General features: G+C 45.9%; 21 protein-coding genes and 2 riboswitches. Of the genes, 10 read left to right on the top strand and 11 right to left on the bottom strand.

The genetic code is table 11. The features are described from left to right. Positions 1–94 precede the first annotated feature (94 nt). Positions 95–1,516 carry an amino acid permease gene (locus ACPF7I_RS04280; protein WP_430744617.1) on the top strand — a complete coding sequence of 474 codons (1,422 nt, stop codon included), beginning with the start codon at positions 95–97 and terminating at the stop codon, positions 1,514–1,516. Positions 1,517–1,563: 47 nt separating this feature from the next. Here the strand turns inward: ACPF7I_RS04280 and ACPF7I_RS04275 are convergent, their stop codons facing one another. Beyond that, positions 1,564–2,154 carry a membrane lipoprotein lipid attachment site-containing protein gene (locus ACPF7I_RS04275; protein WP_219985885.1) on the bottom strand — a complete coding sequence of 197 codons (591 nt, stop codon included), beginning with the start codon at positions 2,152–2,154 and terminating at the stop codon, positions 1,564–1,566. An 18-nt stretch (positions 2,155–2,172) separates the two neighbouring features. Then, positions 2,173–2,718, bottom strand: a complete 546-nt coding sequence (locus tag ACPF7I_RS04270) for a matrixin family metalloprotease (protein ID WP_003396773.1) — start codon at positions 2,716–2,718, stop codon at positions 2,173–2,175. A gap of 209 nt (positions 2,719–2,927) precedes the next feature. Here ACPF7I_RS04270 and ACPF7I_RS04265 point away from each other — a divergent pair, with 209 nt between their 5' ends. The 3 genes from ACPF7I_RS04265 to ACPF7I_RS04255 are packed head-to-tail and all read left to right on the top strand — an operon-like array spanning position 2,928 to position 5,950. Further along, positions 2,928–4,349 carry an ATP-binding protein gene (locus tag ACPF7I_RS04265; RefSeq protein WP_430744619.1) on the top strand — a complete coding sequence of 474 codons (1,422 nt, stop codon included), beginning with the start codon at positions 2,928–2,930 and terminating at the stop codon, positions 4,347–4,349. 2 nt (positions 4,350–4,351) lie between these two features. Next, complete coding sequence (locus tag ACPF7I_RS04260; RefSeq protein WP_430744621.1) at positions 4,352–5,086, top strand: ZIP family metal transporter; 735 nt, start codon at positions 4,352–4,354, stop codon at positions 5,084–5,086. Positions 5,087–5,098: 12 nt separating this feature from the next. Continuing rightward, positions 5,099–5,950, top strand: coding sequence for a DMT family transporter (locus ACPF7I_RS04255; RefSeq protein WP_430744622.1), 852 nt, complete (start codon positions 5,099–5,101; stop codon positions 5,948–5,950). An 8-nt stretch (positions 5,951–5,958) separates the two neighbouring features. Here the strand turns inward: ACPF7I_RS04255 and ACPF7I_RS04250 are convergent, their stop codons facing one another. The 5 genes from ACPF7I_RS04250 to ACPF7I_RS04230 form a co-directional block, all read right to left on the bottom strand. Continuing rightward, positions 5,959–6,495, bottom strand: a complete 537-nt coding sequence (locus tag ACPF7I_RS04250) for a 1,2-dihydroxy-3-keto-5-methylthiopentene dioxygenase (RefSeq protein WP_430744624.1) — start codon at positions 6,493–6,495, stop codon at positions 5,959–5,961. A 12-nt stretch (positions 6,496–6,507) separates the two neighbouring features. Next, positions 6,508–7,113 (bottom strand): methylthioribulose 1-phosphate dehydratase, encoded by a 606-nt coding sequence (locus tag ACPF7I_RS04245; protein ID WP_430744625.1) that lies wholly within the window; start codon positions 7,111–7,113, stop codon positions 6,508–6,510. Beyond that, complete coding sequence (locus tag ACPF7I_RS04240; protein ID WP_430744626.1) at positions 7,110–7,766, bottom strand: 2-hydroxy-3-keto-5-methylthiopentenyl-1-phosphate phosphatase; 657 nt, start codon at positions 7,764–7,766, stop codon at positions 7,110–7,112. The genes ACPF7I_RS04245 and ACPF7I_RS04240 overlap by 4 nt, the downstream gene beginning before the upstream one ends. Next, entirely contained in the window at positions 7,763–8,986 is a 1,224-nt protein-coding gene (mtnW, locus tag ACPF7I_RS04235) for a 2,3-diketo-5-methylthiopentyl-1-phosphate enolase (RefSeq protein WP_430744628.1), read from the bottom strand. The genes ACPF7I_RS04240 and mtnW overlap by 4 nt, the downstream gene beginning before the upstream one ends. 60 nt (positions 8,987–9,046) lie before the next feature. Further along, a riboswitch (SAM riboswitch) is annotated at positions 9,047–9,154 on the bottom strand. 93 nt (positions 9,155–9,247) lie between these two features. Further along, positions 9,248–10,420: a pyridoxal phosphate-dependent aminotransferase gene (locus ACPF7I_RS04230; protein ID WP_430744630.1), complete on the bottom strand. Its 1,173-nt coding sequence runs from the start codon at positions 10,418–10,420 to the stop codon at positions 9,248–9,250. A 97-nt stretch (positions 10,421–10,517) separates the two neighbouring features. Here ACPF7I_RS04230 and ACPF7I_RS04225 point away from each other — a divergent pair, with 97 nt between their 5' ends. From ACPF7I_RS04225 to ACPF7I_RS04200, 6 genes are all read left to right on the top strand, one after another. Then, positions 10,518–11,312 carry a carbon-nitrogen family hydrolase gene (locus ACPF7I_RS04225; RefSeq protein ID WP_430744631.1) on the top strand — a complete coding sequence of 265 codons (795 nt, stop codon included), beginning with the start codon at positions 10,518–10,520 and terminating at the stop codon, positions 11,310–11,312. 87 nt (positions 11,313–11,399) lie between these two features. After that, a riboswitch (SAM riboswitch) is annotated at positions 11,400–11,499 on the top strand. 72 nt (positions 11,500–11,571) lie between these two features. Next, positions 11,572–12,741, top strand: a complete 1,170-nt coding sequence (mtnK, locus tag ACPF7I_RS04220) for an S-methyl-5-thioribose kinase (protein WP_430744632.1) — start codon at positions 11,572–11,574, stop codon at positions 12,739–12,741. Between the two features lie 10 nt (positions 12,742–12,751). Next, positions 12,752–13,786 carry an S-methyl-5-thioribose-1-phosphate isomerase gene (gene mtnA, locus ACPF7I_RS04215; protein ID WP_430744633.1) on the top strand — a complete coding sequence of 345 codons (1,035 nt, stop codon included), beginning with the start codon at positions 12,752–12,754 and terminating at the stop codon, positions 13,784–13,786. Further along, positions 13,783–14,895 (top strand): sugar ABC transporter substrate-binding protein, encoded by a 1,113-nt coding sequence (locus ACPF7I_RS04210; protein WP_430744635.1) that lies wholly within the window; start codon positions 13,783–13,785, stop codon positions 14,893–14,895. Before mtnA ends, ACPF7I_RS04210 begins: the two co-directional genes overlap by 4 nt. Then, positions 14,892–16,385: a sugar ABC transporter ATP-binding protein gene (locus ACPF7I_RS04205; RefSeq protein WP_430744636.1), complete on the top strand. Its 1,494-nt coding sequence runs from the start codon at positions 14,892–14,894 to the stop codon at positions 16,383–16,385. The genes ACPF7I_RS04210 and ACPF7I_RS04205 overlap by 4 nt, the downstream gene beginning before the upstream one ends. Then, complete coding sequence (locus tag ACPF7I_RS04200; RefSeq protein WP_430744638.1) at positions 16,382–17,341, top strand: ABC transporter permease; 960 nt, start codon at positions 16,382–16,384, stop codon at positions 17,339–17,341. Before ACPF7I_RS04205 ends, ACPF7I_RS04200 begins: the two co-directional genes overlap by 4 nt. 7 nt (positions 17,342–17,348) lie before the next feature. Here ACPF7I_RS04200 and ACPF7I_RS04195 read toward each other — a convergent pair whose 3' ends face one another. The 4 genes from ACPF7I_RS04195 to ACPF7I_RS04180 form a co-directional block, all read right to left on the bottom strand. Next, on the bottom strand, positions 17,349–19,088 hold the full coding sequence (locus ACPF7I_RS04195) for a methyl-accepting chemotaxis protein (RefSeq protein ID WP_430744640.1): 1,740 nt from the start codon (positions 19,086–19,088) through the stop codon (positions 17,349–17,351). Between the two features lie 40 nt (positions 19,089–19,128). After that, positions 19,129–21,288, bottom strand: coding sequence for a PAS domain S-box protein (locus tag ACPF7I_RS04190; protein WP_430745977.1), 2,160 nt, complete (start codon positions 21,286–21,288; stop codon positions 19,129–19,131). A gap of 150 nt (positions 21,289–21,438) precedes the next feature. Beyond that, positions 21,439–22,104 (bottom strand): LutC/YkgG family protein, encoded by a 666-nt coding sequence (locus ACPF7I_RS04185; RefSeq protein WP_430744641.1) that lies wholly within the window; start codon positions 22,102–22,104, stop codon positions 21,439–21,441. After that, the gene (locus ACPF7I_RS04180; RefSeq protein ID WP_430744642.1) at positions 22,104–23,522 is read right to left on the bottom strand and encodes a LutB/LldF family L-lactate oxidation iron-sulfur protein; all 1,419 of its coding nucleotides are present in this window, start codon (positions 23,520–23,522) and stop codon (positions 22,104–22,106) included. The genes ACPF7I_RS04185 and ACPF7I_RS04180 overlap by 1 nt, the downstream gene beginning before the upstream one ends. Positions 23,523–23,528 lie beyond the last annotated feature (6 nt).

Genomic DNA, 23,528 nt, shown 5'->3' with positions numbered 1-23,528 from the left:
AACTTAGGGTGCACTTTTTTTGTTTGAAAAAAGTGCACGACAACAGCGCTCTACCGTACGCACCGTATATTTTATGAACGAAAGGATGACGAACATGAAACAACAAAAACTCGGCTTTTGGGTATTGACCGCGCTCGTTGTCGGCAATATGGTCGGATCTGGTATTTTTATGCTTCCTCGTTCGCTTGCGGAGGCGGCAAGCCCTGCTGGCGTGCTGCTCGGCTGGCTGCTGACGGGGGCTGGGGTGTTAATGATTGCGATCATTTTTGGTAATTTAGCAATTCGAAAACCAGAATTAAACGGCGGACCGCAAATTTATGCGAAAGAGCTGTTTCCGAAAGGTTCAAATGCGTCGATCTTATCCGGTTTTATGTCATCTTGGGGCTATTGGATCGGAAACGTCGCTGGAAACGTCGCCATTATTACGACGTTTGCTAGTTATTTATCAACGTTTTTCCCTATTTTAACGAGCGGACATGTCGTCTTTTCCGCCGGTTCATTTACATTAAAACTCGGCAATTTGCTAACGTTTCTCGTTTGTACGGCGCTTTTATGGATGATGCATACAATTATTTTACAAGGAGCAGAAAACGCTGGAAAATTAAACTTTGTTGCCACCGCAACGAAAGTGCTTGGCTTTTTCTTATTCATCGTCATCGGGCTGTTCGCCTTTGAAAAAAGCTATATCCAACCGTTTGTTGCTCCGCGTTACGATGAAGCAGGTCATACGCTCGGACTTCTTTCACAAATCAACAACGTCGCATTAAGTACGCTCTGGGCGTTTATCGGCATTGAATCAGCGATCGTCTTCGCTTCGCGCGCGCGCAAACAAAGCGATGTGAAACGCGCGACAATTGTCGGTTTATTGATCGCCTTAGCGATTTACATCGGCATTAGCGTACTCGTCATGGGATTATTAAAACAAGAAGCGCTTATGCAGTCAGAAAAGCCGCTCGTCGATGCGATCGGAACAGTGTTAGGACCGATCGGATCGCAGCTGTTAGCTGGGCTCGGTTTAATTAGCTTAATCGGTTCGACGCTCGGCTGGATTTTTTTAAGTGCAGAAGTGCCGTACCAAGCTGCCAAACAAGGATTGTTTATGCGCACCTTTTTACAAGAAAATAAAAAAGGAATGCCGCGCTTTTCTTTAATCGTCTCGAATATGATTGCGCAACTATTCATTTTTTCAACGATTTCAAACTCGATGGCGGCAGCGTTTGATTTTGTCATTTACATTGCGACATTATCGTATCTCGTTCCGTATGTCATCTCTTCCGTCTTCCAATTGAAGCTCGTTTGGACAGGAGAGACGTATCGTACGATGCAAGAACGAATGACAGACGGAACGATCGCCGTGCTTGCGACCATTTATTCCATTTGGCTTGTGAAAGCAGGAACGGCCGATATGAAAACATTTTTGCTCGGCGTCGCCTTGCTGGCAAGCAGCTTGTTGTTTTATCCGCTACTTCTTAAACAACAAAGCGAACATAAAACTAAACAAAAACAATCTGCATAACAAAACCCCCGTCCAATTTTGGCGGGGGACACATTATATCATCTTCTTTATTCTCTATACTTTTTTCTTGCCTCTTCAAATAGTTGATTTAATTTTTCGATTTGTTTATTATTCACTTGTTTACTACTGTTCAAATCACCCTTGTATTCCATGTGATTACTATCTAACGGCACTTTCCCATAATAAACACCTTTGATCGTATACTCATCATGTGTCGTGCTTTTTCTTAAAAATAAAAGATAGCTTTTATTATCTTTCATCAACTGGTACCCTGCCGAACCGTACATTGTATTAGCCTTTTTATCAAACGCTCCGTTCTCCATAACTTTTATGATATTACCCTTATTTAACGTGTATCCCTTTTCATTTTTAAACACTTTTTTGATCTCAACATCACTTATCGTGTAAAAACCCGTCACCATATCGCCATCTTTATCGAAATAACTCTCTCCATTTTTTTTCGTACCTATCAAAATAACTTCACTATCATTCTCCATTTCTTCTAAATAATTGTATTCGTCTATAATTTTCGACTCACTATGAACATATTTTGTATTCACATTGCTTAGTTCAGATTGTGTATTGTTACAGGCAGACAAAAATAAAATGGTAAAAAAAAGAAAAATAATCTTTTTCATCAGGCTACTTCCTTTCCACTAATAGATAGCATTTATTCCATTCCAATCATCACTTTGCGGATACTCGTCATTTAGGAAACCCTTTGAAAGCATAATAGCACGAACATCGTCTTCATGATCCAATCCGAGAGCATGACCGACCTCGTGTGCTGTTGTTTCCCTCGTTTGAACCCAAGACAACTTTTGAAAACCTGGTAAATAGATCCTCAACTGCGACTTATCGTATGTGCAATCCCAACAAGCAGTCACTTGTCCCAACCAGTTCACATGATAGTTAATGCAATCAGCGACAACGGAACCCATATCCTTCGTACTAGCCCACCATTTATAGTTAGCTTGGGAGGCATCGTACGTTCTGGTCGTACCAATAAGTGGGGAGCTATCGAACGCTTCCGAACCATACACTACCCTCGCTTCATAACCAGCATTAATAACCGACGAATCGATCCAATATTTTAGCGAGTTTGGATTCCTATATTTTCCACCAAATAGCTCATAAGCACGAACACTGCTACTAGGAATCAAGTATAACATGATAATAACGAAAAAAGTCAATCTTCTCACATCCGCTTCCTCCTAGAAATCTTTTACTTTTTTAAAGCCTAGTTTATTGTATCATTTTTTTTTTTTTTGCAAATTGTTTTTTTAACCAAAATATATTTCTGTACTTGTCAATAAACATACTCTATTTAATACGGTTATCATTTTCTCCGTCTTTTTCTTATCTTTATGTTATAATATTCATTGAATTTTGTTTTGTTGAGGGAGCGTATATGGGGAGAGAGAAAATGAGACGGTGGTTGTTGTACGTCTCGCTTGTTATTTTGCCATGCCTTGTTGGAAGCGCATGGATTGTGCTTTGGCAAGACGAACAGCAGCAACAACAACTGCTTGAAGAAACGCGAACGTTTGCGAATATACATAAAAATGACCTTGACCGTTTTCTTGCGGAGACGACGGCTCGGCTAGAAACGTTAGCGCTCGTCATGGGCAAACATATCGCGACATTAAAAAAAGAAGAAATAAACGACATATTGCAACAAATGCAAAAACAAGACGTTCGCTTTGAGCGCATTTCGTTCGTTTCTGATATGACAAGTTCAACGATGTACATAGCAAAAATAACGAAACAAACGATGATCGATAGCCATCAGGCGACGACGATCGTCACGCCAATTATCGATGAACAAACAAATCAAACGGCTGGCTTTCTCGTTGCAAAATTGCGCACAGCGTACATGAAACATCGTATGAAAATCATTGATCCAAACGCGTCCTTTCGCTTATACGATGAACACGGAACGCTTCTTCTTGAGACAAACAAACTGCAAGCATCACAACAAAAAGTAAGCGTCCATTTAAATCACGCACCATGGACGATTGAAGCGAACGTGCCGCGCGTAAATATGAAACAAAATATACAAGCTTCCCTTCCTTATATCTTGTCGCTTATTGTGATCATTCATATTATTTGGTTGTTCATTCAATATTCGCTATTAAAACGGCAAACGATCGTCGAACGAATGGAAACGGAAGCGCAAAAGCTGGAGTTGATCGGTACGCTAGCCGCGAGCACCGCGCACGAAATTCGCAACCCGCTTGCTGGCATTAAAGGGTTTATTCAACTATTAAGTGAAAAACATAAAGATAACGAATCACAACTTTATTTTTCGGTCATTCAAAACGAAATTACACGCATTAACGACATCGTCAACGAATTTTTAATTCTCGGCAAACCGACGGTACAAAAGCTTGAAATGTGCGATTTAAACCATATCGTCCAAAGCATTCACCCGATGATTGAGTCGCAAGCACACTTACATAATGTGATTTATTCGTTTCAACGCGCCGATGCCCCCCTTCCGATTTGTTGTTCGAAAGACCATTTAAAACAAGTCGTCTTAAATTTAGCAAAAAATGCGATAGAAGCGATGCCGCATGGTGGCGAGCTGACGATTTCTCTTGAAAAACAAGGAAGCTTCGGCATATTGCGCGTCAAAGATACAGGGTGTGGCATTCCGAAACATGTGAGCCACAAACTATTCCAACCGTTTGTCACATCGAAGCAAACGGGAACAGGACTTGGGCTCGTCGTATGTAAACGCATTATAGACATGCACGGAGGGACGATCGACATTCATAGCATAGAAAAGAAAGGAACGACGATTACCGTTCGTTTTCCGTTAGGAGGGTGATTATGGTTGACATGCTGATCGGAAGCACGCTATCTGCGCTTGCCACAGGGGCTGGCGCGATTCCTATTTTATTTTTGTCGCGCTCGTTAACACATAAATGGCGCGACATGTTGCTCGCTTTTACGGCTGGTGTCATGATGGCGGCATCTATGCTTGGACTCATTCCTGAAGCGCTTTCTTCCGGAACATTTTTTTCCTTAGCCGTTGGATTGTGCGTCGGTGTGCTCGCATTAACGTTTCTTGAAAAAATGGTGCCACACATCGATTTGGCGCATACCGAAAGCGGCATAAAAATTGACCAAAAAGCGTTGCTTGTGCTTGCGGCGATTACGCTTCACAACATTCCAGAAGGGCTGTCTGTCGGCGTGAGCTACGCCTCTGGGGAAGGGGGCGAAATCGGCAACTTAATCGCCTTAGCGATCGGCTTCCAAAACGCGCCCGAAGGATTGCTCGTTGCGCTTTTTTTATTTAATCAACAAATTTCAAAAGGAAAAGCGTTTTTGATGGCAACCGGAACAGGACTGATTGAACTTGTCGCTTCCGTCATCGGCTATTATTTAACGTCCGTCGTCGATGCGCTCGTCCCGTACGGATTGGCGTTTGCCGCTGGCGCGATGTTATTTATTATTTATAAAGAGTTAATTCCTGAAAGCCATGGCGATGGAAACGAACAATCGTCGACGTATGCCTTTATTATCGGATTGTTGCTGATGGTCTTTTTAATTGAAACATTTTAAAGGATGATCCACATGTCGAAATATTATATGCTTCTTTTATTGACAAGCGCATTATGGGGAGGAAACTTTGTCGCAAGCAAATTGCTTGTTGTCCACGCCTCCCCCCTTTCATTAACGTTTATGCGCTGGACGATCGCTGTCCTTTTTTTATTTCCAATCGTGTTAAAAAAAGAACGATCCGTCCGTCTTCAAACGCGCGGCATCGTTCCTTTGATTGCGATGGGGCTTTCGGGTGTCGTGTTGTTTAACGTATTTATGTTTCAAGCACTTCGCTATACGTCAGCGGATCATGTCGGTTTTATTTCGACGCTAAACCCGATGGCGATTGCGCTTGTTGCTTACGTCGTATACCGTGAGAGACTAACGATGCGGCAATGGTTGGCGATGGTCGTCTCCCTTATCGGCGTGCTTTTTTTTATGACGCACGGACAGCTTCATCGCATGTTACACGTCAATATCGGCGATGTATGGATGATCGGAGCGGTCATCATTTGGGGCGTTTATTCTGCCTGTGCAAAGGCGGTGATGACATCGTACTCTCCGCTTGCGGCGACGTTTTGGTCTGGCGTATTTGGCGTTATCGGATTGTTGCCGTTTCTTTCTTCTTTTTCCGTTCATGATGTGAACGTCTCGTTTTTGCTTGCGCTTTTATATACGAGCGTTGGGGCGACGGTGCTCGCGATGTTTCTTTGGAACGTTGGCGTCAAACGAGTTGGTGCGGCGACAGCGGGCATGTTTTTAAATTTTAATCCGCTTTTTACCGCCTTGTTTGCATACATACTTCTTGGGGAAACGTTGACGTTGCCACAATGGATCGGTTCATTCGTGACGATTGTAGGCGTCATATTGTTTACAAAAAAATAGAAGGGGCGTTATTCCCCTTCTTTTTCTTCATATGGATGGGCCACCCAGCCGGACGGGTCGATAAATAGACGAACGGCAACAACTTGGCGATCGTCCATTAATGTAAAGAAATGCGGGTTTCCTTCTGGCACAGAAATGACGTCTCCTGCTTCTAGTTCTACGTCAAAATATCCTGTTTTTTCGTCTCCTTTAATGACGAAAATGCCGTGCCCTGCGACGATTGCACGCACTTCATCTTCCGTGTGCGTATGCACTTGTTCAAATTTTTTTAATAGTTCTTCTAAATTTGGTGTTTGTTCGCAGAGAGCGACAACGTCCCACGCTTGATAGCCTCTTCGCTTCGCTAAATCTTCAATTTCCGATTGAAACGCCGCTAAAATGTCCGCTTTTTCTTCGTCTGTTAATACAAATTTATTTTGAAGATGCGCTGGAAGTTTACTCGCATCCCAACGTTCATATAACACACCTTGTCGATTTAAAAACGCAGCGACGTTTTCCTTTCCTTCAATCACTTCACCTGTGTTTCTCACTTTAATAACTGCCATATGTCTTCCCCCTTATCGTTTTAAAAGTAATAATTTGACGTGATACTGACATAAAAACTCGCATGCTTCTAGCCATTTTTTCGCTTCAAACGCATCTTTTCCCCAAACGGTAATGCCGTGATTGCGAATAAGTACCGCCCCTGTGCTTTCATGCACATGTTTCGCAAATTCCTTCGCCAACGTCGGAATATGTGCGAAATTCGGAATAATCGGAATGCGAAATTGCGCATCTTCTTCCCATAATCCGAACGCTTTAATGATTTCTTGATTTGTAAAAACGACTTCCCCTTCATCGCCATACCATTCAGAAATGACGTTGTTGTCAACAGTATGCACATGCAAAACGCAGCCGGCGTTCGTTTTGTTGTAAATTTCAACGTGAAGAAGCGTCTCCGCCGACGGCTTTACATGCGTCGCTTCCGCCGGTCGTCCGTCCGCATCGACGAGTAAAAAGTCTTCTTTCGTCTCTTTTCGTTTATCTTTGCCGCTTGCGGTCACAAAAAACGTGAGCGGCTCATCGCTCACTTTGAGCGACAAATTGCCGCTTGTCGCCATAAACCAGTCGCGCGCCGCTAGTTCTCGTTTTACTTCCGCTAGCTCTTCCCATTTCTCTTTCATACAATCACCTCGCTTTCTTTTAATGCATCGATGACATCATAAAACGTCGTAAACGGCGTATGCGGCAAACGAAGCTCTTGACATTTTTTCAGCAAAAAGTCGCGGGCGATCACATGATCCGCTAATTTTGCTGCCGCTAAATCGGTAATCGAATCGCCGATGACGATCGTTTTCGCCCCTTTTGGCGCAAGTTTACGAAGAAGCGACGGCTTACAGCAACCGCATTCATTTTGGCAATGTTCATCGCATGCATGCGGCCACGTAATTTGAATCGTAGCACCGCTAAAATCGGCGCCGTTACAATAAATGCGTTCTTTTTCAATGAGCCCGTCAAGCAGCGGGTAGACGAAAAAGTCGATGCCGCCGCTAACGATATAAAGCGGAATTTGTCGCTCGTTCGTAAACGCGACAAACTCAGAAAATCCGTCGCGAATGCGCGCGGTGTCAAGCAAAAATTGCACGATTTGTTCTTTCGATGACGACGGTAAAAGAGAAAACATGCGCCCGACGCCTTGTTGTACGGAGCATCTTTGTGCAAGTATATCGTCTTTGATCGCTTCCCACTCTGGTGGAGCGAACTGTTTCATAATCGCAATAATGTTATCGTTTAACGTAATCGTCCCGTCAAAGTCGCAAAAAATGACTGGCTTCATGACGCGCTCCCCCATAAGTCAAGCGCTTGTCGTAACGGTTCGTTTTCTTTTGCCGCATCATGAAGCGAACGCCCTGAAAGAACCGCCTCTACTGCCGCTCGAAACGCTTGCCCGCCGCCAACCGCTCCAGCTGGATGACCGTGCACCCCGCCGCCTGCGTTAATGACCGAATCGATGCCAAAATCGCGAATTAAAAGCGGCACAAGCCCCGGATGAATGCCAGCCGATGGAACAGGGAACGTGCGGACAAACGGCTCTTCTTTCGTCAGTTCATCAGCAATCGCAAGCGTCTGTTGTTTTTCAAGCGCTACGCTTCCGTACGGAGACGGGAAAAGTGAAAAGTCCGCCCCAGCCATACGCAACAGTTTGCCAAGAAGAAGCGCATAGCTCACTCCATACACGTGCGAGGAAGCGATCGCGCCGCTAAATGACGGATGCGCCATAATCGGCAAACGAATGTCATCGTCTTCGCGAAGCGCTTGCAGCACGTCAAGTCCGTATGTAAACACGTTAAACAACAGCACGTCCGCGCCAAGTTCTGCCGCGCGCTTTGCCTTTTCTTTTAACTGAAACGTTTTTCCTGTCAAATTCACCGCATATAACGTCCGATGCCCTGTTTGTTCGTACACGTCCTGTAACGCTTCTTTTCCTGCGACGATGCGTTTTTCAAACGGCGTCAAGTCGTTTTCAAACAAAATTTCATCGTCTTTCACGAGATCGACGCCGCCGAGCGCTTGCAGTTTTAATTGCTCGGTCACATATCGCAAATCGCGACCGATGACCGCTTTAAAAATGCTCATCACAAGCGGACGGTCAAAGACGCCAAGCTTTTCGCGAATGCCATCAATGCCAAAGCGCGGACCCGGAAATGCCCGTTTTAATTCATTAGAAAACGTCAGGTCAACGAGTTTAATCGTTCCATCAAGCGACAATTTGCCGAACGTCGTCGTCAAAATCGCTGGAAAATCGGCGCTAAAATTGACGCTCGGATACGAAATGCGCACGAGCGCACGCTTCAAGCGCTTTCCGAAATATGTATTAACGCGCTCATCTTCCTCAAGCTGTTCAATTGACTCAACAACACCTTTATGTTTTTTTAACTGCTCTTGTTCAAGCTGCGGCAAATCGGTCCACGACCCGATGGTGAGCCCAAGTGCAATCCCTTCCGCTTTTTTCGCCAAATCTTTGTCATCATGAATCAAATATGTTGCGGTAATCATACTCCCACTCCTTTACAAATAAAAAACCTCTTCATAAGAAGAGGCACGATCGTTCGTCTCTTCTTATCTCTCAGCGTACTGCTGCGAGAATTAGCACCGTGCTTAACGTCTGTTAAGTCGGTTGCCGGGCTTCATCGGGCTCGTCCCTCCGCCTACTCTTGATAAGAATTCGCAATGTATATCATTTTTTGAACAGTTCGTTTTTTTGCATAAATTTAATTCGAATTATGACAGTACATCATGTGTTTGTCAACGACTTTTTTAAAAAAGTTGCAACCGTCCGATTCGTTCCGCTGCTTCTTTTAGCCGTTCTTCACTCGTCAATAACCCTGTGCGCACATAGCCTTCCCCATGTTCTCCAAAACCGATGCCCGGTGCAACGGCGACATGCGCTTGATTAAGCAAAAAGTCAGCAAACGTCTCAGACGTATATCCTTTTGGCACCGGAAGCCAAGCAAAAAAAGATCCTGCTGGTGCTTGCACGTTCCAGCCGATGTCTTTTAACGCGCGAATAAACGTATTCCGTCTTGCTTCATACGTGGCGACAAGCTCAGCGACGCATTGTTGCGACTGTAAAAGCGCGACCGCCGCCGCTTCTTGAATGGCGCCAAACATGCTCACATACAAATGATCTTGCAAAACGTTGATCGCTTCAATCATACTTTCGTTACCAACGGCAAAGCCGATGCGCCATCCTGCCATATTGTACGTTTTTGAAAACGTATAAATTTCAATGCCGACATCTTTCGCCCCTTCTGTTTGCAAAAAGCTGACCGGCTTTTTCCCGTCAAAACCGATCGCCCCGTACGCAAAATCGTGCACGACGGCAATGTCGTATGTTTGTGCAAACGAAACCGTTTCTTTAAAAAACGATTCCGTCGCTGTCGCGCCTGTCGGGTTGTTCGGATAGTTTAAAAACATGAGTTTTGCTTGGCGAACAACGTCTTCGTTTAGTTCCTCATAATCGGGCAAAAAGTCGTTTTCCGCCCGCAGCGGCATCATTTCCATGCGCGCCCGCGCGAGCACAACGCCCGACCAATAGTCCGGATAACCGGGATCGGGAACGAGCACGACATCGCCGGGGTTTAATAAACAAAGCGGCATTTCAACGAGCCCGGCTTTGCCGCCAAATAAAATGGCGACTTCTTTTTCAGGGTCAATCGTTACCCCATACTCCCGTTTGTAAAACGTCGCTACAGCTTCTTTCAAAAACGAATATCCGCGAAACGGTGAATATTTATGATACGCTCGCTTTGCCACCGCCTGTTGCATCGCGTTTACAATATGAGCTGGGGTCGGCTGATCGGGATTTCCTTGCCCAAGATTAATGACGTCATGCCCTTCAGCAATGACCGCATTCACTTTTTGAACGAGCGAAGCAAAAAATTGCTTCGGTAGTTGCTGTAACAAGTTCGATTGCGGAAATGTTTTCATTTTTCGCACACCTACTTCACAAAAAGGTTGAAATTCTAGTCATGTATCATATATCGTAAAAATCAAAATGTAAAGAAAATTTTTCGAGGTGAATGAAATGAACATTGCTTGCATACAAATGGACATTGCGTTTGGAGCGCCTGAAAAAAATAAACAAACGGTCGTGCGCTACATGGAACAAATGGCGCGCGACGTCGACGTCGTCGTTTTGCCAGAACTATGGACGACAGGCTACGATTTAACGAGACTTGGCGACATCGCCGACGAAAACGGCGAAGATACAAAAACGTTTCTTTCCTCGCTTGCGCGCACGTACGATGTGCATATTGTCGGCGGATCGGTAGCAAAAAAAACGGGCAAACAAATGACGAATACGATGTATGTCGTCGACCGAAACGGTCATGTCGTCAGCGAATATAGTAAACTTCATTTGTTCAAATTGATGGATGAACATATGTATTTGCAAGCTGGTGAGACGTTAGGTGTATTCGAGCTTGCTCACACGACGTGCGCAGGCGTCATTTGTTATGACATTCGTTTTCCAGAATGGATTCGCACGCATGCGCTTCACGGCGCCGAAGTGCTATTTGTCGTCGCCGAATGGCCGCTCGCTCGCCTGCATCATTGGCGTACGTTGTTAATGGCGCGCGCGATTGAAAATCAATGTTACGTCGTCGCTTGCAACCGAGCAGGAAAAGATCCGAACAACGAATTTGCCGGCCACTCGATGATCGTCGATCCGTGGGGAAACGTGCTCGCTGAAGGGGACGAACAAGAAGCGGTCATTGCGGCGAATATTGATATAAACGACGTGCAACATGTGCGCGAGCGCATCCCGATTTTTGCTGATCGTCGCCCGGACGTGTATAAAATTTTTGAAAAAAATGATTGACAAACGAGCATGAAGCGATGTATGATTCGAATCAAGCGAATTCACGAAACTTTTTCACTGTTAAAAACATTCAAATAACGATAAACACTCTTATCAAGAGCAGGTGGAGGGACGAGCCCGATGAAGCCCGGCAACCGGCGGTAACGCACGGTGCTAATTCTTGCAGCAGTAAGCTGAGAGATAAGAGGTGCGAAGCAAACTTCAAACCTCTTTCGTTCAGCGAAAGAGGTTTTTTATTTATGCTAAGGGAGGAATTACTATGTACGAACCGTTAACAGAACAAAAAGCGATCGCCCTTGCTGTTCGGTTAGGGCTTTTTGGAAAAGAGGCGCTTCTTTCATGCCAAGAAATTGGCGATGGCAACTTAAATCTCGTGTTTCGTATCGTCGACGAGCGCACAAACGACAGCATGATTATCAAACAAGCGTTACCGTATGCGAAAGTCGTCGGCGAAAGCTGGCCGCTCACGTTAAAACGGGCGACGATCGAAAGCCAAGCGTTACGCACATTCGCAAGCTACGTCCCTCAGTATGTACCGAAAGTGTATTATTCCGATGAGACTTTAGCGATTACGGTGATGGAAGATTTATCGCATTTACAAATCGCACGCCGCGGGCTGATCGAAGGAAAAACGTTTCCAAAACTTTCGGAACATATCGGCGAATTTATCGCGAAAACAGCGTTTTACACATCGGATTTTGGCATGAACCAACAACAAAAAAAGAAGCTCGCCCAACAATTTACAAACCCTGAACTTTGTAAAATTACAGAAGATCTCGTATTGACCGACCCGTTTTTTGACCACGACACAAACAGCTTTGAAGCGGAACTTCGCGCGGATGTCGAGCAGCTTTGGCAAGATGATGAGCTCAAGCGCGAAGCAGCGAAATTAAAGCGTCTCTTTTTAACAAAAGCAGACGTGTTGCTTCATGGCGACTTACATACCGGAAGCATTTTTGCAAGCGACGATGATACGAAAGTAATCGATCCAGAATTTGCATTTTACGGTCCAATCGGCTTTGATCTCGGGCAATTTTTCGCCAATTTGCTGTTAAACGCCCTCGCTCGCCATGAAAGCGAACGCGCTCCGCTTTTTGCGCATATTGAAAAAACGTGGGACGTGTTTGTCCGCACATTTACGGAATGTTGGCGTGAAAGCAATGAACCGTACGCGACCGTTTCTGGCGTGTTTCATGACGTGCTTCTCGATGCCCTCACAGAAGCGATTGGATTTGCTGGCTGTGAAGTCATTCGCCGAACAATCGGTTTAGCGCATGTCGCAGACGTTGACGAATTGCCGCTTGAACGCCGACTTGATGTGAAACGTCATGCGCTTCGCCTCGGACGTGCGCTGATCGTACAGCGCGAACAATTGCCAATTCATGCGATCAAACAACTTGTGCAACAAACGGTACATGTGAACAGCTAGGAGGAAGACAATGAAATCGGTACAATGGCACGATACACATATCACGATTTTAAACCAACAAGCGTTGCCTCATAAGACTGAATATTTAGAATTAAAAAATATCAAAGACGTATGGGATGCGATCGTGACGTTAAAAGTGCGCGGGGCGCCGGCCATCGGCATGACGGCCGCCTACGGCTTAGCGCTTGCGGCAAAATCGTATGAGACGGACGACTTAGCTCAATTTTATGCCGAGTTAAAGCGCGACCGCGACTATTTAGCTAGCTCGCGTCCGACCGCTGTCAACTTATTTTGGGCGCTTGATCGGCTTATGAAAAGCGTTGCACAAGCCAAATCCGTCAACGAGGCGAAAACGACGCTCATTCATGAAGCGATTTGCATTCAAGTAGAAGATGAAGACGTATGCCGCCGCATCGGCGAACATGCCCTTTCTTTGTTTCAAGACGGCGATCGCATCATGACGATTTGCAATGCCGGGGCGATTGCTACCGCCCGCTACGGAACGGCGCTCGCCCCCTTCCATTTAGCGAAAGAAAAAGGAATGACGCTTCATGCGTACGCTTGTGAAACACGGCCAGTTTTGCAAGGGGCACGGCTTACCGCTTGGGAGCTTTCGCAAGCTGGCGTCGATGTGACGCTTATTACCGACAACATGGCGGCGCAAACGATGAAAGCAAAACGTATCTCTGCCGTCATTGTCGGGGCAGACCGCATTGCCGCCAACGGCGATACAGCAAACAAAATCGGCACGCTCGGCTTAGCGATTTTAGCGAACGCGTTCAACATTCCGTTTTACGTCGCCGCTCCGCTATCGACGATCGACTTACAAACGGAAACAGGGGACGACATTCCGATTGAAGAACGCGCCAAAGAAGAAGTGACGCATATCGGCGGTGTGCGCATCGCCCCGGATGTGAACGTGTACAATCCTGCCTTTGACGTCACACCGCATGAACTCATTACCGGCATTATTACCGAAAAAGGCATCATCTTTGGCGATTACGCAACAAAACTACCGACATTATTTGAGGAGGTATTCGCATGAGAAATTTATGGCTTGCCTTCGTGCTTCTTTTGGCGCTATTAGCCGGATGCACGAACGAACAAGATGCCGTTTCTAAACCGGCACAACAACCGAAAGAAGAAACGAAACAAACGAATGAAACAACAGGAGCGGACATTCCAGAAGCGCTACAAAAGCCGATTAAAATTGCTGCCATTATGCAAATGTCGATCGGCACGTTTTCATCGCAATATATCGCCGGCGTAAAAGAACAAGTCGCAAAATTTGGCGGCGACGTGCAAATTTATAACGCGGATAACGATTTAACGAAGATGGCGTCGTACGTCGAAACGGCGATCAATCAAAACGTCGATGCGATTTTATTAGACCATGGACGGGCGGATGCGCTAAAAGCCCCTGTGGAAAAAGCATTGGCTAAAGGCATTCACGTCGTCGCGTTCGATAACGATTTAAACATTCCGGGTGTGACCGTCATTGACCAAGACGATTACAGCTTAGCGTGGAAAACGTTAAAAACGTTAGCGGAAGATTTAAACGGTGAAGGAGAAATTGTCACGATTTGGGTCGGCGGCTTTACGCCGATGGAACGGCGCCACGTCATTTACGAAGCGTTTCAAAAACGATATCCGAACATAAAAGAAGTCGCGAAATTCGGCACCGCAAGCGCCAATACAGCGTTAGATACACAAACACAAATGGAAGCGATTTTGAAAAAATATCCGAACAAAGGCGACATCGATGCGGTGTTTGCGACGTGGGATGAGTTTGCGAAAGGAGCGACGCGTGCGATTCAACAAGCAGGTCGAACAGAAATTAAAGTGTACGGCATTGACTTAAGCGATGAAGATTTACAAATGATTCAACAACCGAATAGCCCATGGGTCGCAACGACAGCAACCGACCCAGCGGAAGTCGGACGCGTGCAAGTGCGCTTTGCGTATCAAAAAATTGCAGGCGAAAAAACGCCAAACATTTACTCGCTTGAGCCGCATTTAGTGAAACGTTCCGATTTGCCGGATAAACAAGTGTCGATGGGCGAACTGCACAACTACATTTCGGGCTGGGGACAATCAAATGTCGCTGTCTCGCCATGGATGAAAACGCTCGAACAACAGGTGAAAAAACAATGAGCGGACTTTCCATGAAACAAATCGTCCATTCGTTTGGCGATGTCACCGTATTAAACGGCGTGAACTTCCATGTCCAACCGGGCGAAGTTCACGCCCTTTTAGGTATGAACGGCGCGGGAAAAAGCACGTTAATGAACATTTTAGCTGGCCACCTTCAACCGACCGGAGGAACGATTGACATAGACGGACGGTCGTATACGTTTTCTTCCCCAAGAGATGCGAAGCGAGCGGGCATCGGACATGTCGTGCAAGAAGTGGACGCAGCGTTATTCCCTGCCCTATCCGTATATGAAAATGTGCTTGCTGAACAAATCGTTGAACAACCGAACATGTTGTTTTCAAAAGCGAAAAAGCGGACGTTTGTGTTGCAGCTTCTTGCGCGCGTCGGCCTAAAACACTTGTCGCCTGATGCATCCGTCCAAACGTGCTCGCTCCATGAAAAACAGCTTATTTTACTCGCCCGCGTCCTTTCTTCTTCCGCGCGCTACATTATTTTAGACGAACCGACCGCTTCGTTAAGCGAAGAAGAAACGAAACGGCTGTTTACGATGATTGAACAATTGAAAGCGCAAGGCGTGTCGTTTATTTACATTTCGCATAAATTGCACGAAGTAAAACGAATTTGCGACCGGATGACAATTTTGCGCGACGGTCACGTCGTGTATGAAGGTGATGGATCGCTACCGACGGAGGAGATCGTGCGTCATATGGTCGGGCGGCAACCGGAGACGCGCAACATGTTTGCACGGGAAAAAAGTGAAGAAACGATTTTTGAAGTGAAACAACTATACATTCCAAAAACGAAAACGACGGTCGACCTTACTGTACGACGCGGGGAAATTGTCGGCATTGCCGGCATCGTTGGGGCAGGAAAAACAGAATTAGCAGAAAGCATCATCGCCCATGTGAAAACGACAGGGGAACGCATCGTGCACGGGAAAAAACAAACGTGGACATCGCCAAAAGATGCGATCGAAGCAGGTGTTTGTCTCATTCCAGAGGAGCGCCGAAAACAAGGATTATTTATGAACGAAACAGTAGAAAAAAATTTGACGGTGCGCCTATTGTCGAACATTTCGAAATGGCAATGGATTCATAAACGACGCGAGCGCACGATCGCGACATCGCTCATTTCGTCGCTGCATATTCGTCCATCCTCGCCGACCGCACGAGCGAAAAACTTAAGCGGTGGCAATCAACAAAAGGTCGTTATCGGCAAATGGCTGCAAACGAATAGCGACGTATTTCTTTTTGACGAGCCGACAAAAGGCATTGACGTGCATGCGAAAGAAGAAGTATTTTCGATCATTCGCTCGCTTGCTGAAGAAGGAAAAGCGATCATTTATTTCACGAGCGAGTTTCAAGAGCTGCTCCGCATTGCACATACGATTTACGTCATGGTCGACGGTCGTTTCATCAAAAAAATAGACGCGCAAGAAGCGACATACGAACAGCTCGTCCATGATACAACGGGAGGTGGAGTCGAATGAAGTTTTTATACAAATACGGAACGATGCTCGCCATCGTTGTCGTCATTAGCTTTTTCAGCATCACGCTCGACTCTTTTTTCACGTATGCAAACTTTAGCGACATTTTACGATCCATTTCAATCGTCACGCTCGTTGCGATTGGCATAACGTTTTCATTAATTGTCGATGGATTTGATTTATCAGTCGGCTCAACCGTTAGTTTAGCAACGATCGCAAGTGCTTCCGCGCTCGTTTTACATCGCCAAGAGCTTTTCGTGGCGCTCATCGTTCCGCTTCTTCTCGGCGTGCTCGTCGGACTGCTAAACGCCTTTCTCATCATTCGCCTTCGCTTGCCTGATTTATTGGCGACGTTAGCGGTCATGTATATCATTAATGGCGTGCAATTGACGTATACGAAAGGATTTTCGATTTACAACGATATGCCGCTTCCAGAAGGCGGAACGGCTCCGGGAAAATTTATTCCATCGTTTTTATTTATCGGGCAAGGAGAGCTGTTTGGCATCCCGTTTTCTGTGTTGCTTATGCTTTTTGTCGTCGTTTGTGCTCATCTGTTTTTGACGTATACGAAATTCGGTCGCTTGTTTTATATGACGGGCGAAAATCGCGAAGCAGCAAGGCTCACCGGCATTCCCGTCGATCGTTACCGCACGATTGCGTATATGATTAGCGGGCTGTTCGCTGCTTTAGGCGGCATTGTTCTTGCTTCGCGCATCGGCACCGGACAAGTATCGGCAGGTGCTTCGTTATTAATGGATGGTGTCGCTGCTGCCTTTATCGGCTTTTCCGTCTTTGGCGCAGGCAAACCGAACGTCATCGGCACGCTGCTTGGTTCGATTTTAATCGGGGTGTTGTTAAACGGGCTGACGATGATGAACGTTCCGTACTACGCCCAAGATATAATAAAAGGAACGATTTTAATTTTCGCACTTGCGTTGTCCCATATCGTGAAAAAATAAACCCACCTTACACAAGGTGGGTTTCAAACGTCCGTTCTTTTTTCACTTTTTCGATCAGTTCATCAATGAGACGAATGACTTCGGTCGATGCTTGTTCGAGTTCAATGAGTTGCGCTTCTGCACCTTTTATATCGCCTTTTGCATACGCTTCCGCTGCTTTTTTCGCCGCGACGTGCACTCGTTCATGAGGGGCATCAAGCTTTTCATACGCTGGCGTGCCTGCTAGCTGTTTTTTCGTTTGTTCATCAAAGTACCATTTTCCTAATCGGCATTGATGGTGGGAAGCGACATCTTCTGGGCGAACGGTCTCGTAGCCGACAATCATATTATAAATGCGCCATTTCCATAATAAATGATCCGTTTTTGCCAAATGGAGAAGCGCTTTAGCGGATAGTTTCACGCTATTTTCATTCACCATACTTAAACGGAAACGGTCAATCGCTTTGCTTAGCGCATGCACCGTCTTTCCTGTTTTTTCGCCGAGTTCGCGCACGTATTCCGTTAATGAAGCGATCGATGACATGCGAGTAGCAATCTCATCGACAGCTGCGGCTTGCTGTTCGGCAACAGCTGCGTTCGTATTTGTGCTATCTTGAATGTCTCCCATCGCATGGACAATGTCTTGCAAGAGCGGCATTGCTTCTTGCGCTTGGGTGACCGCTTGGCGAATCGTCGCTGACGTTGAATGAATAGCAGATGACACTTCTGATGAAATCGTCCGCAACTCTCCGACGTTTCGTTGCACTTCTCCGAGCGATTGTACCGTATGATCAGCAAGCTTCCGAATTTCTTCTGCCACAACGGAAAACCCTTTTCCGTATTCCCCGGCACGCGCCGCTTCAATCGAGGCGTTTAACGCCAACAAATTCGTTTGATCCGCAATCCCATTCACGAGTTGCATCACTTTTTCAATCGCGCTTAAATGTTGTTGTAAATGTTCGAAGCGGTCAACCATATGGGTAAACTGCTCAGACGTTTCCATAATTTCTTCAAACGCTTCGTTCATCATATGTTGTCCTTTTTCTGCCCGCTCCACCGACGTCGTCGTTTTTTCTGCGATGACGGTCGCCGCATGTGCGACTTCTGATACGGCTGTCGTCATTTCTTCCGTCGCCGCCGTCACCATTTGCACGTCGCTATTTTGCTGATCGAGCGCTTGAAGCAAATCTTTAATAAACATAATTTCTGCATTTTGTTCCATCAGCTCAGCTGTGCCGCTTGCGATTTGCTCCATCATCGTTTCCGTATACACTTCCACAAGTAGCTGCTGCTCGATATTCATCGCCCGTTGTAACGCTTCCATCAGCGCTAAACAACGTTTTGGCGCTAGCGCCACTTTCGCTAAAAGCGTCGTTAAAACGAAGAAATTAAGCTGATTAAAGGCGACGATAATTTTGCCGACGTTCACTTTTTCTTTGCGCAACAGATGGAAAAAGCGGAGCGATTCATCGACGTACGCCCGATTGCGCTCCATTGTAAAAAAGGCGTTCACATACGCCTCAACGCGCGCTTCCGTCACCGTTTTCGCCGCTTCCGGCTGCACGTGTTGCAATCCTTCATATAAAAGACGAATCATTTCTTGCTTGTGCGGAGCGATGAGTTCATCAATTTGTTTTAACTTTGCGAAATCTTCTGTCGTAAAATGGTTATACGATAACGTATCGACAAATCGTCCGTGAAACGAATAGTCCGTTCCTTTCTCGAGCAGTTCGCTTACTGCCGGACGAAGACGTTTAAATAACATCATATCCACCTCTTTAGCTGTCTTGACATATAAGTCTATTGTACTACATATCGTTCGTCGTTGGTAGAGTAATATAAAACGTCGTGCCGACACCTACTTCGCTTTCAATGTCGATGCGTCCGCGATGCTCTTCAATAATTTTATAGCTTACCATTAATCCGAGCCCTGTCCCCCGCTCTTTCGTCGTATAAAACGGCTCGCCTAGTTTTTTTATTTTTTCTTTCGGAATGCCGCATCCTTGATCGCGAACGGCAATGCGCACCCCTTCGTCGACATGCTGAACGGACACAGTAATCGTCCCACCTTTTGGCATCACTTCGATCGCATTTTTTAATATGTTAATAAACACTTGTTTTAATTGTTTCGGGTCGCAATAAATGAGTGGAACGTGTTCGTACGCCGCTTCAATTTGAATGTTATGCATCGTCGCTTGCACGCTTAACAAGTCAACCGTCTCTTGCATCACTTTCGCGACATCTTTTTTTTCGTAATGAATGGCTTGCGGTTTCGCGAGCACGAGAAACTCGGTAATGATGGATTCGATTCGTTTTAATTCCGACGTAATGACATCGAAGTACATATGATACGTTTCGCTCTCATGACCAATGCTTCCTTGCAACAGTTGGATAAACCCTTTTAACGCCGTCATCGGATTGCGAATTTCATGGGCGATTCCTGCGGCAAGCTGCCCGACAACGTTTAACGTATCCGACTTGCGCAGACGTTCTTCCATTTCTTTTTTCTCCGTGATGTCGCGCACCATCATAAGCCCAACATGTTCAATGACGTTCGGTTTAAACGACAGTTCAACAATTTTTCGATTCCCTTCTCCGTCCACCATGACAAACTCTTCTTCTTCCTTCGCTTCGTTCAACCATGTTTGAAAACGTTTTAAATGATTCGCCCCGATAAAAGCGTGCACGCTTTTTCCGATGAACTGTTCTTTTTTCAAAGCGAAAATGCGGCACGCCACCGGATTTGCATCAAAAATGCGCTGCTCATTGTCAATCAACATGATTCCGTCCATTGCATGATTAAATATGCTGCGAAATTTTTGTTCTTGTTCGCGCAGCTCCTTCTCCATTCTTTTCCGTTCGCTCACGTTGCGAAAAATCGTTAAATGGTAGCCGTTAATCGCCCCTTTTTTCGATGTAAATTCAAGCTGTTTTCGCTCTCCGTTTGGCATATGAAATGTTAATTCGTCACGAATTTGTCCGTCGCGGAAAAATTGCCGTAGCACGCGGCGCGCTTTTTTGCTTTTTGCATCGATAAATTGCAAGACGTTCGCATGGACGAGATCGTGAAGCGGCAATTCAAACGTTCGGCTTGCCGCAGGGTTGGCGCGCAAAATGTTGCCAAAATCATCGCAAATAATAATCGCTTCATGAGCTTGTTCAAAAATGGCGCGAAATCGTTCTTCGCTTCGCTGTAAGTTCATTTCCATGTTTCGTTTTTCGGTGACGTTGCGCATAATCGCCATAAAAAAGCCGCTATGTACGTTCGTCGTGAGCGTGATTTCAAACAACTTTTGCATGCCGTCTGCTAAAATAAACGGCAGTTCGCTCGATACTGTCCCTGTGCGCTTTAACGTCAGCAACAGTTGGTCGAACAAATGATGATATTCGATCGGGATAAATGTTTGAATGGAAAGCTTGCACAACTCCTCCTTGTTTACGTTGACGCTCGCGCAAAAGGAAGGATTCGCATCAATAAATCGGCCTTGTACATCAAAAATGACGATGCCGTCGCCTGCGCGGTTAAACAAATCTTTAAATAACGTTTCGTTAATCGACCGTTCACGCTCAAGCACTTTTTTCGAGGAAATGTCGCGGATGATGTATAAATCAAATGATGGGTGGCGGCGCATAAACAATTGCACATGCTTCGTTTCGCCATCAGCTAAACGGATGACTAGCTCGTCGTCATATGACCCGAACTTGTGGAGCATTTGTTTTTGGAATTGGAAAATATGTTCAGGAACAAGATGCAAATAGTCTTGAAAATGTTTTTGTCGCAGTTTTTCTTTTGACGCACGAAACAGACGGCACGCCGCTTCATTCATGTCAATGAACGCCCCGTCTTTATTCACTAACACAATCGCATCTGTCGCTTGTTCGAAAATAAAACGATATTGACCTATTTTCTCTTCCATCGCTTCTTTTTCTTGTTTGACAAGCTCGATGGATGAAGACTGTTCAATCATATTTCCTTTCAAACGCTTTCCCTCCCCAACTAACTCCCTCTCTACTATATCGTTACGATTATATTCGCTACATTTTTTGTTATTCCTTCTTAACTTTCTGAAAATTTTACTAATCTGATCGGAATAAAAAAGAGCAGCTTTTTTGCTGCTCTATCGGTCGGTGATGACGATATATGTCGCTTTCACCGGTCCGTGCACGCCGACGACTAAATTCATTTCAATATCTGCGGAGTTGCTTGGACCTGTAATGAAATTGATGCATGACGGAACATGTTTTTGTTCGCGAATGATGCGCGCCGCTTGTGTCATGCGCGGAACGATCGTGCTTTTTGGAATAATCGCCACGTACGTTTTCGGTAAAAAGCTAATCGTCCGCCCTTGATCGCGATTGTTTAATAGCACAACCGTTCCTGATTCAGCCAATGTGATATCGCTAAATGTCATGCCGATGTTTGCTTTTTCCGCCGCCTCAATGTTTGCTCGTCCGAGCGATACGTCCCATACGTGCACATCTTCTCTTTTTAAAAACGAACATAAACCGACTTGTTCATATCGCTCATCGTTTGCGACAACGATCGGCCCACCGCCATGTGCGTCAATGACTTGTTCGATCGTGTGATAAAGCCCATCTGTTGTCGTTTCAACGAGCGTCGTATGAATGCGGGTACATTGTTGTTTTAGCGCCTCTAACAACTCATCTTGGCTATACCCTTGAAATACGGTATGTTGCGGGGCATGTTTCCAGACGGGACGTTCCACAGACATACGCACATCGCGCCCGAGCCGCGACGCAATGCGCTGTAAAAAAGCTTCCATCACTCATTCCCCCTTTGCTTCAACCAATCGCGGAACCGCTCTTTTTCTGGCGCTGGAAACTCGCGAATGTCCGTCCATGCTTTTAACGGTCCCGGCCCTTTCGAAATGCGGTCGTTGACGGTAAACGGATTCATCGCGCTCGGCGCCACTTTTGAACCGATTTTATATAAGAGCGACGATGCCGCACCTAATCCGAACGCTTTCATCGCTAGCTTTTCGGAAATAGGCGCTTTTCCTTCGCGCTCGACGATCGTTTGGCGATGTTTTAATAGCAGCTCATGAAGCGGAATTTTAACCGGGCACGCTTCCGTACATGCCGCACATAACGTCGAGGCATACGGCAACTCTTTATAGTCGTCATATCCACCGAGCAATGGCGACAACACCGCTCCGATCGGTCCCGAATAAATCGAGCCGTACGAATGTCCGCCGATATGGCGATATACCGGACAGACGTTGACGCAAGCGGCGCAGCGAATGCATTGTAGCACCGGCTGAAATTCCGTTCCTAAAATATCGGAACGCCCATTATCGACAATGACGAGATGAAATTCTTCCGGACCGTCCACTTCCCCTTCATCGCGCGGACCAGTTAACACCGTAATGTAGCTCGTCAATTTTTGCCCGACGGCGCTTCTTGTCAGCAAGCTAACGAGCACTTCCATTTCTTCAAACGTTGGGACGATGCGCTCCATTCCCATGACCGTAATTTGCGTTTTTGGTAAAGCAGTCACTAAGTCGGCGTTTCCTTCGTTCGTCACGAGCGTAATCGAACCGGACTCGGCAATCGCAAAATTGCATCCGGTAATGCCGACATCGGCCGTCATATATTCATGGCGAAGCATATGGCGCGCATGAAGCGCGAGCTCTTCCGGCTTTTCCGTTTTTGTGTACGCTAACTTTTCCTTAAATACGTCGCGAATTTGTTCTTTATTTTTATGAAGCGCTGGCGCAACGATATGGGAAGGTGGATCGTGGTCGTCGACTTGCAAAATGTATTCGCCAAGGTCTGTTTCAATCACCTCACAGCCAAGCTTTTCGAGCGCAGCGTTCATATGAATTTCTTCCGTCACCATTGACTTTGATTTCACAATTTTTTTTGCTTGTTTATTTTTGACGACGCGGCAAATGTAGTCGTTCGCTTCTTCTGCCGTTTGCGCAAAAAACACGTGGCCGCCGCGCTTTTTCACATTTTCGCTCAGCTGCATTAAATAGTAATCTAAGTTTTCGAGCGTATGTTGGCGAATTTCTTCCCCGAGCGCTCGCCATTGTTCCCAATTGCCAAGTTCATCCGCTGCTTCCAACCGCCGCGTGCGCAGCCGCTCTTGCGCTCCTGCCACCGCTCCGCGCATAAACGTATTATGAATCCCTTTCTCGACGCGTTCGTGAAACTCTCCCATGTTAATTTTCAATGCCATATAAGT

This window comes from Anoxybacillus dikiliensis, from assembly GCF_050613275.1.
GTDB lineage: Bacteria > Bacillota > Bacilli > Bacillales > Anoxybacillaceae > Anoxybacillus.
This window is presented reverse-complemented; position numbering and strand designations above follow the sequence as displayed.

Excerpts from the sequence above, each read along its gene's own strand:
- ACPF7I_RS04280 (WP_430744617.1), top strand. The coding sequence starts at position 95 with ATGAAACAACAAAAACTCGGCTTTTGGGTATTGACCGCGCTCGTTGTC.
- ACPF7I_RS04275 (WP_219985885.1), bottom strand. The coding sequence starts at position 2,154 with ATGAAAAAGATTATTTTTCTTTTTTTTACCATTTTATTTTTGTCTGCC.
- ACPF7I_RS04265 (WP_430744619.1), top strand. The coding sequence starts at position 2,928 with ATGGGGAGAGAGAAAATGAGACGGTGGTTGTTGTACGTCTCGCTTGTT.
- ACPF7I_RS04260 (WP_430744621.1), top strand. The coding sequence starts at position 4,352 with ATGGTTGACATGCTGATCGGAAGCACGCTATCTGCGCTTGCCACAGGG.
- ACPF7I_RS04255 (WP_430744622.1), top strand. The coding sequence starts at position 5,099 with ATGTCGAAATATTATATGCTTCTTTTATTGACAAGCGCATTATGGGGA.
- ACPF7I_RS04250 (WP_430744624.1), bottom strand. The coding sequence starts at position 6,495 with ATGGCAGTTATTAAAGTGAGAAACACAGGTGAAGTGATTGAAGGAAAG.
- ACPF7I_RS04245 (WP_430744625.1), bottom strand. The coding sequence starts at position 7,113 with ATGAAAGAGAAATGGGAAGAGCTAGCGGAAGTAAAACGAGAACTAGCG.
- ACPF7I_RS04240 (WP_430744626.1), bottom strand. The coding sequence starts at position 7,766 with ATGAAGCCAGTCATTTTTTGCGACTTTGACGGGACGATTACGTTAAAC.
- mtnW (WP_430744628.1), bottom strand. The coding sequence starts at position 8,986 with ATGATTACCGCAACATATTTGATTCATGATGACAAAGATTTGGCGAAA.
- ACPF7I_RS04230 (WP_430744630.1), bottom strand. The coding sequence starts at position 10,420 with ATGAAAACATTTCCGCAATCGAACTTGTTACAGCAACTACCGAAGCAA.
- ACPF7I_RS04225 (WP_430744631.1), top strand. The coding sequence starts at position 10,518 with ATGAACATTGCTTGCATACAAATGGACATTGCGTTTGGAGCGCCTGAA.
- mtnK (WP_430744632.1), top strand. The coding sequence starts at position 11,572 with ATGTACGAACCGTTAACAGAACAAAAAGCGATCGCCCTTGCTGTTCGG.
- mtnA (WP_430744633.1), top strand. The coding sequence starts at position 12,752 with ATGAAATCGGTACAATGGCACGATACACATATCACGATTTTAAACCAA.
- ACPF7I_RS04210 (WP_430744635.1), top strand. The coding sequence starts at position 13,783 with ATGAGAAATTTATGGCTTGCCTTCGTGCTTCTTTTGGCGCTATTAGCC.
- ACPF7I_RS04205 (WP_430744636.1), top strand. The coding sequence starts at position 14,892 with ATGAGCGGACTTTCCATGAAACAAATCGTCCATTCGTTTGGCGATGTC.
- ACPF7I_RS04200 (WP_430744638.1), top strand. The coding sequence starts at position 16,382 with ATGAAGTTTTTATACAAATACGGAACGATGCTCGCCATCGTTGTCGTC.
- ACPF7I_RS04195 (WP_430744640.1), bottom strand. The coding sequence starts at position 19,088 with ATGATGTTATTTAAACGTCTTCGTCCGGCAGTAAGCGAACTGCTCGAG.
- ACPF7I_RS04190 (WP_430745977.1), bottom strand. The coding sequence starts at position 21,288 with ATGATTGAACAGTCTTCATCCATCGAGCTTGTCAAACAAGAAAAAGAA.
- ACPF7I_RS04185 (WP_430744641.1), bottom strand. The coding sequence starts at position 22,104 with ATGGAAGCTTTTTTACAGCGCATTGCGTCGCGGCTCGGGCGCGATGTG.
- ACPF7I_RS04180 (WP_430744642.1), bottom strand. The coding sequence starts at position 23,522 with ATGGCATTGAAAATTAACATGGGAGAGTTTCACGAACGCGTCGAGAAA.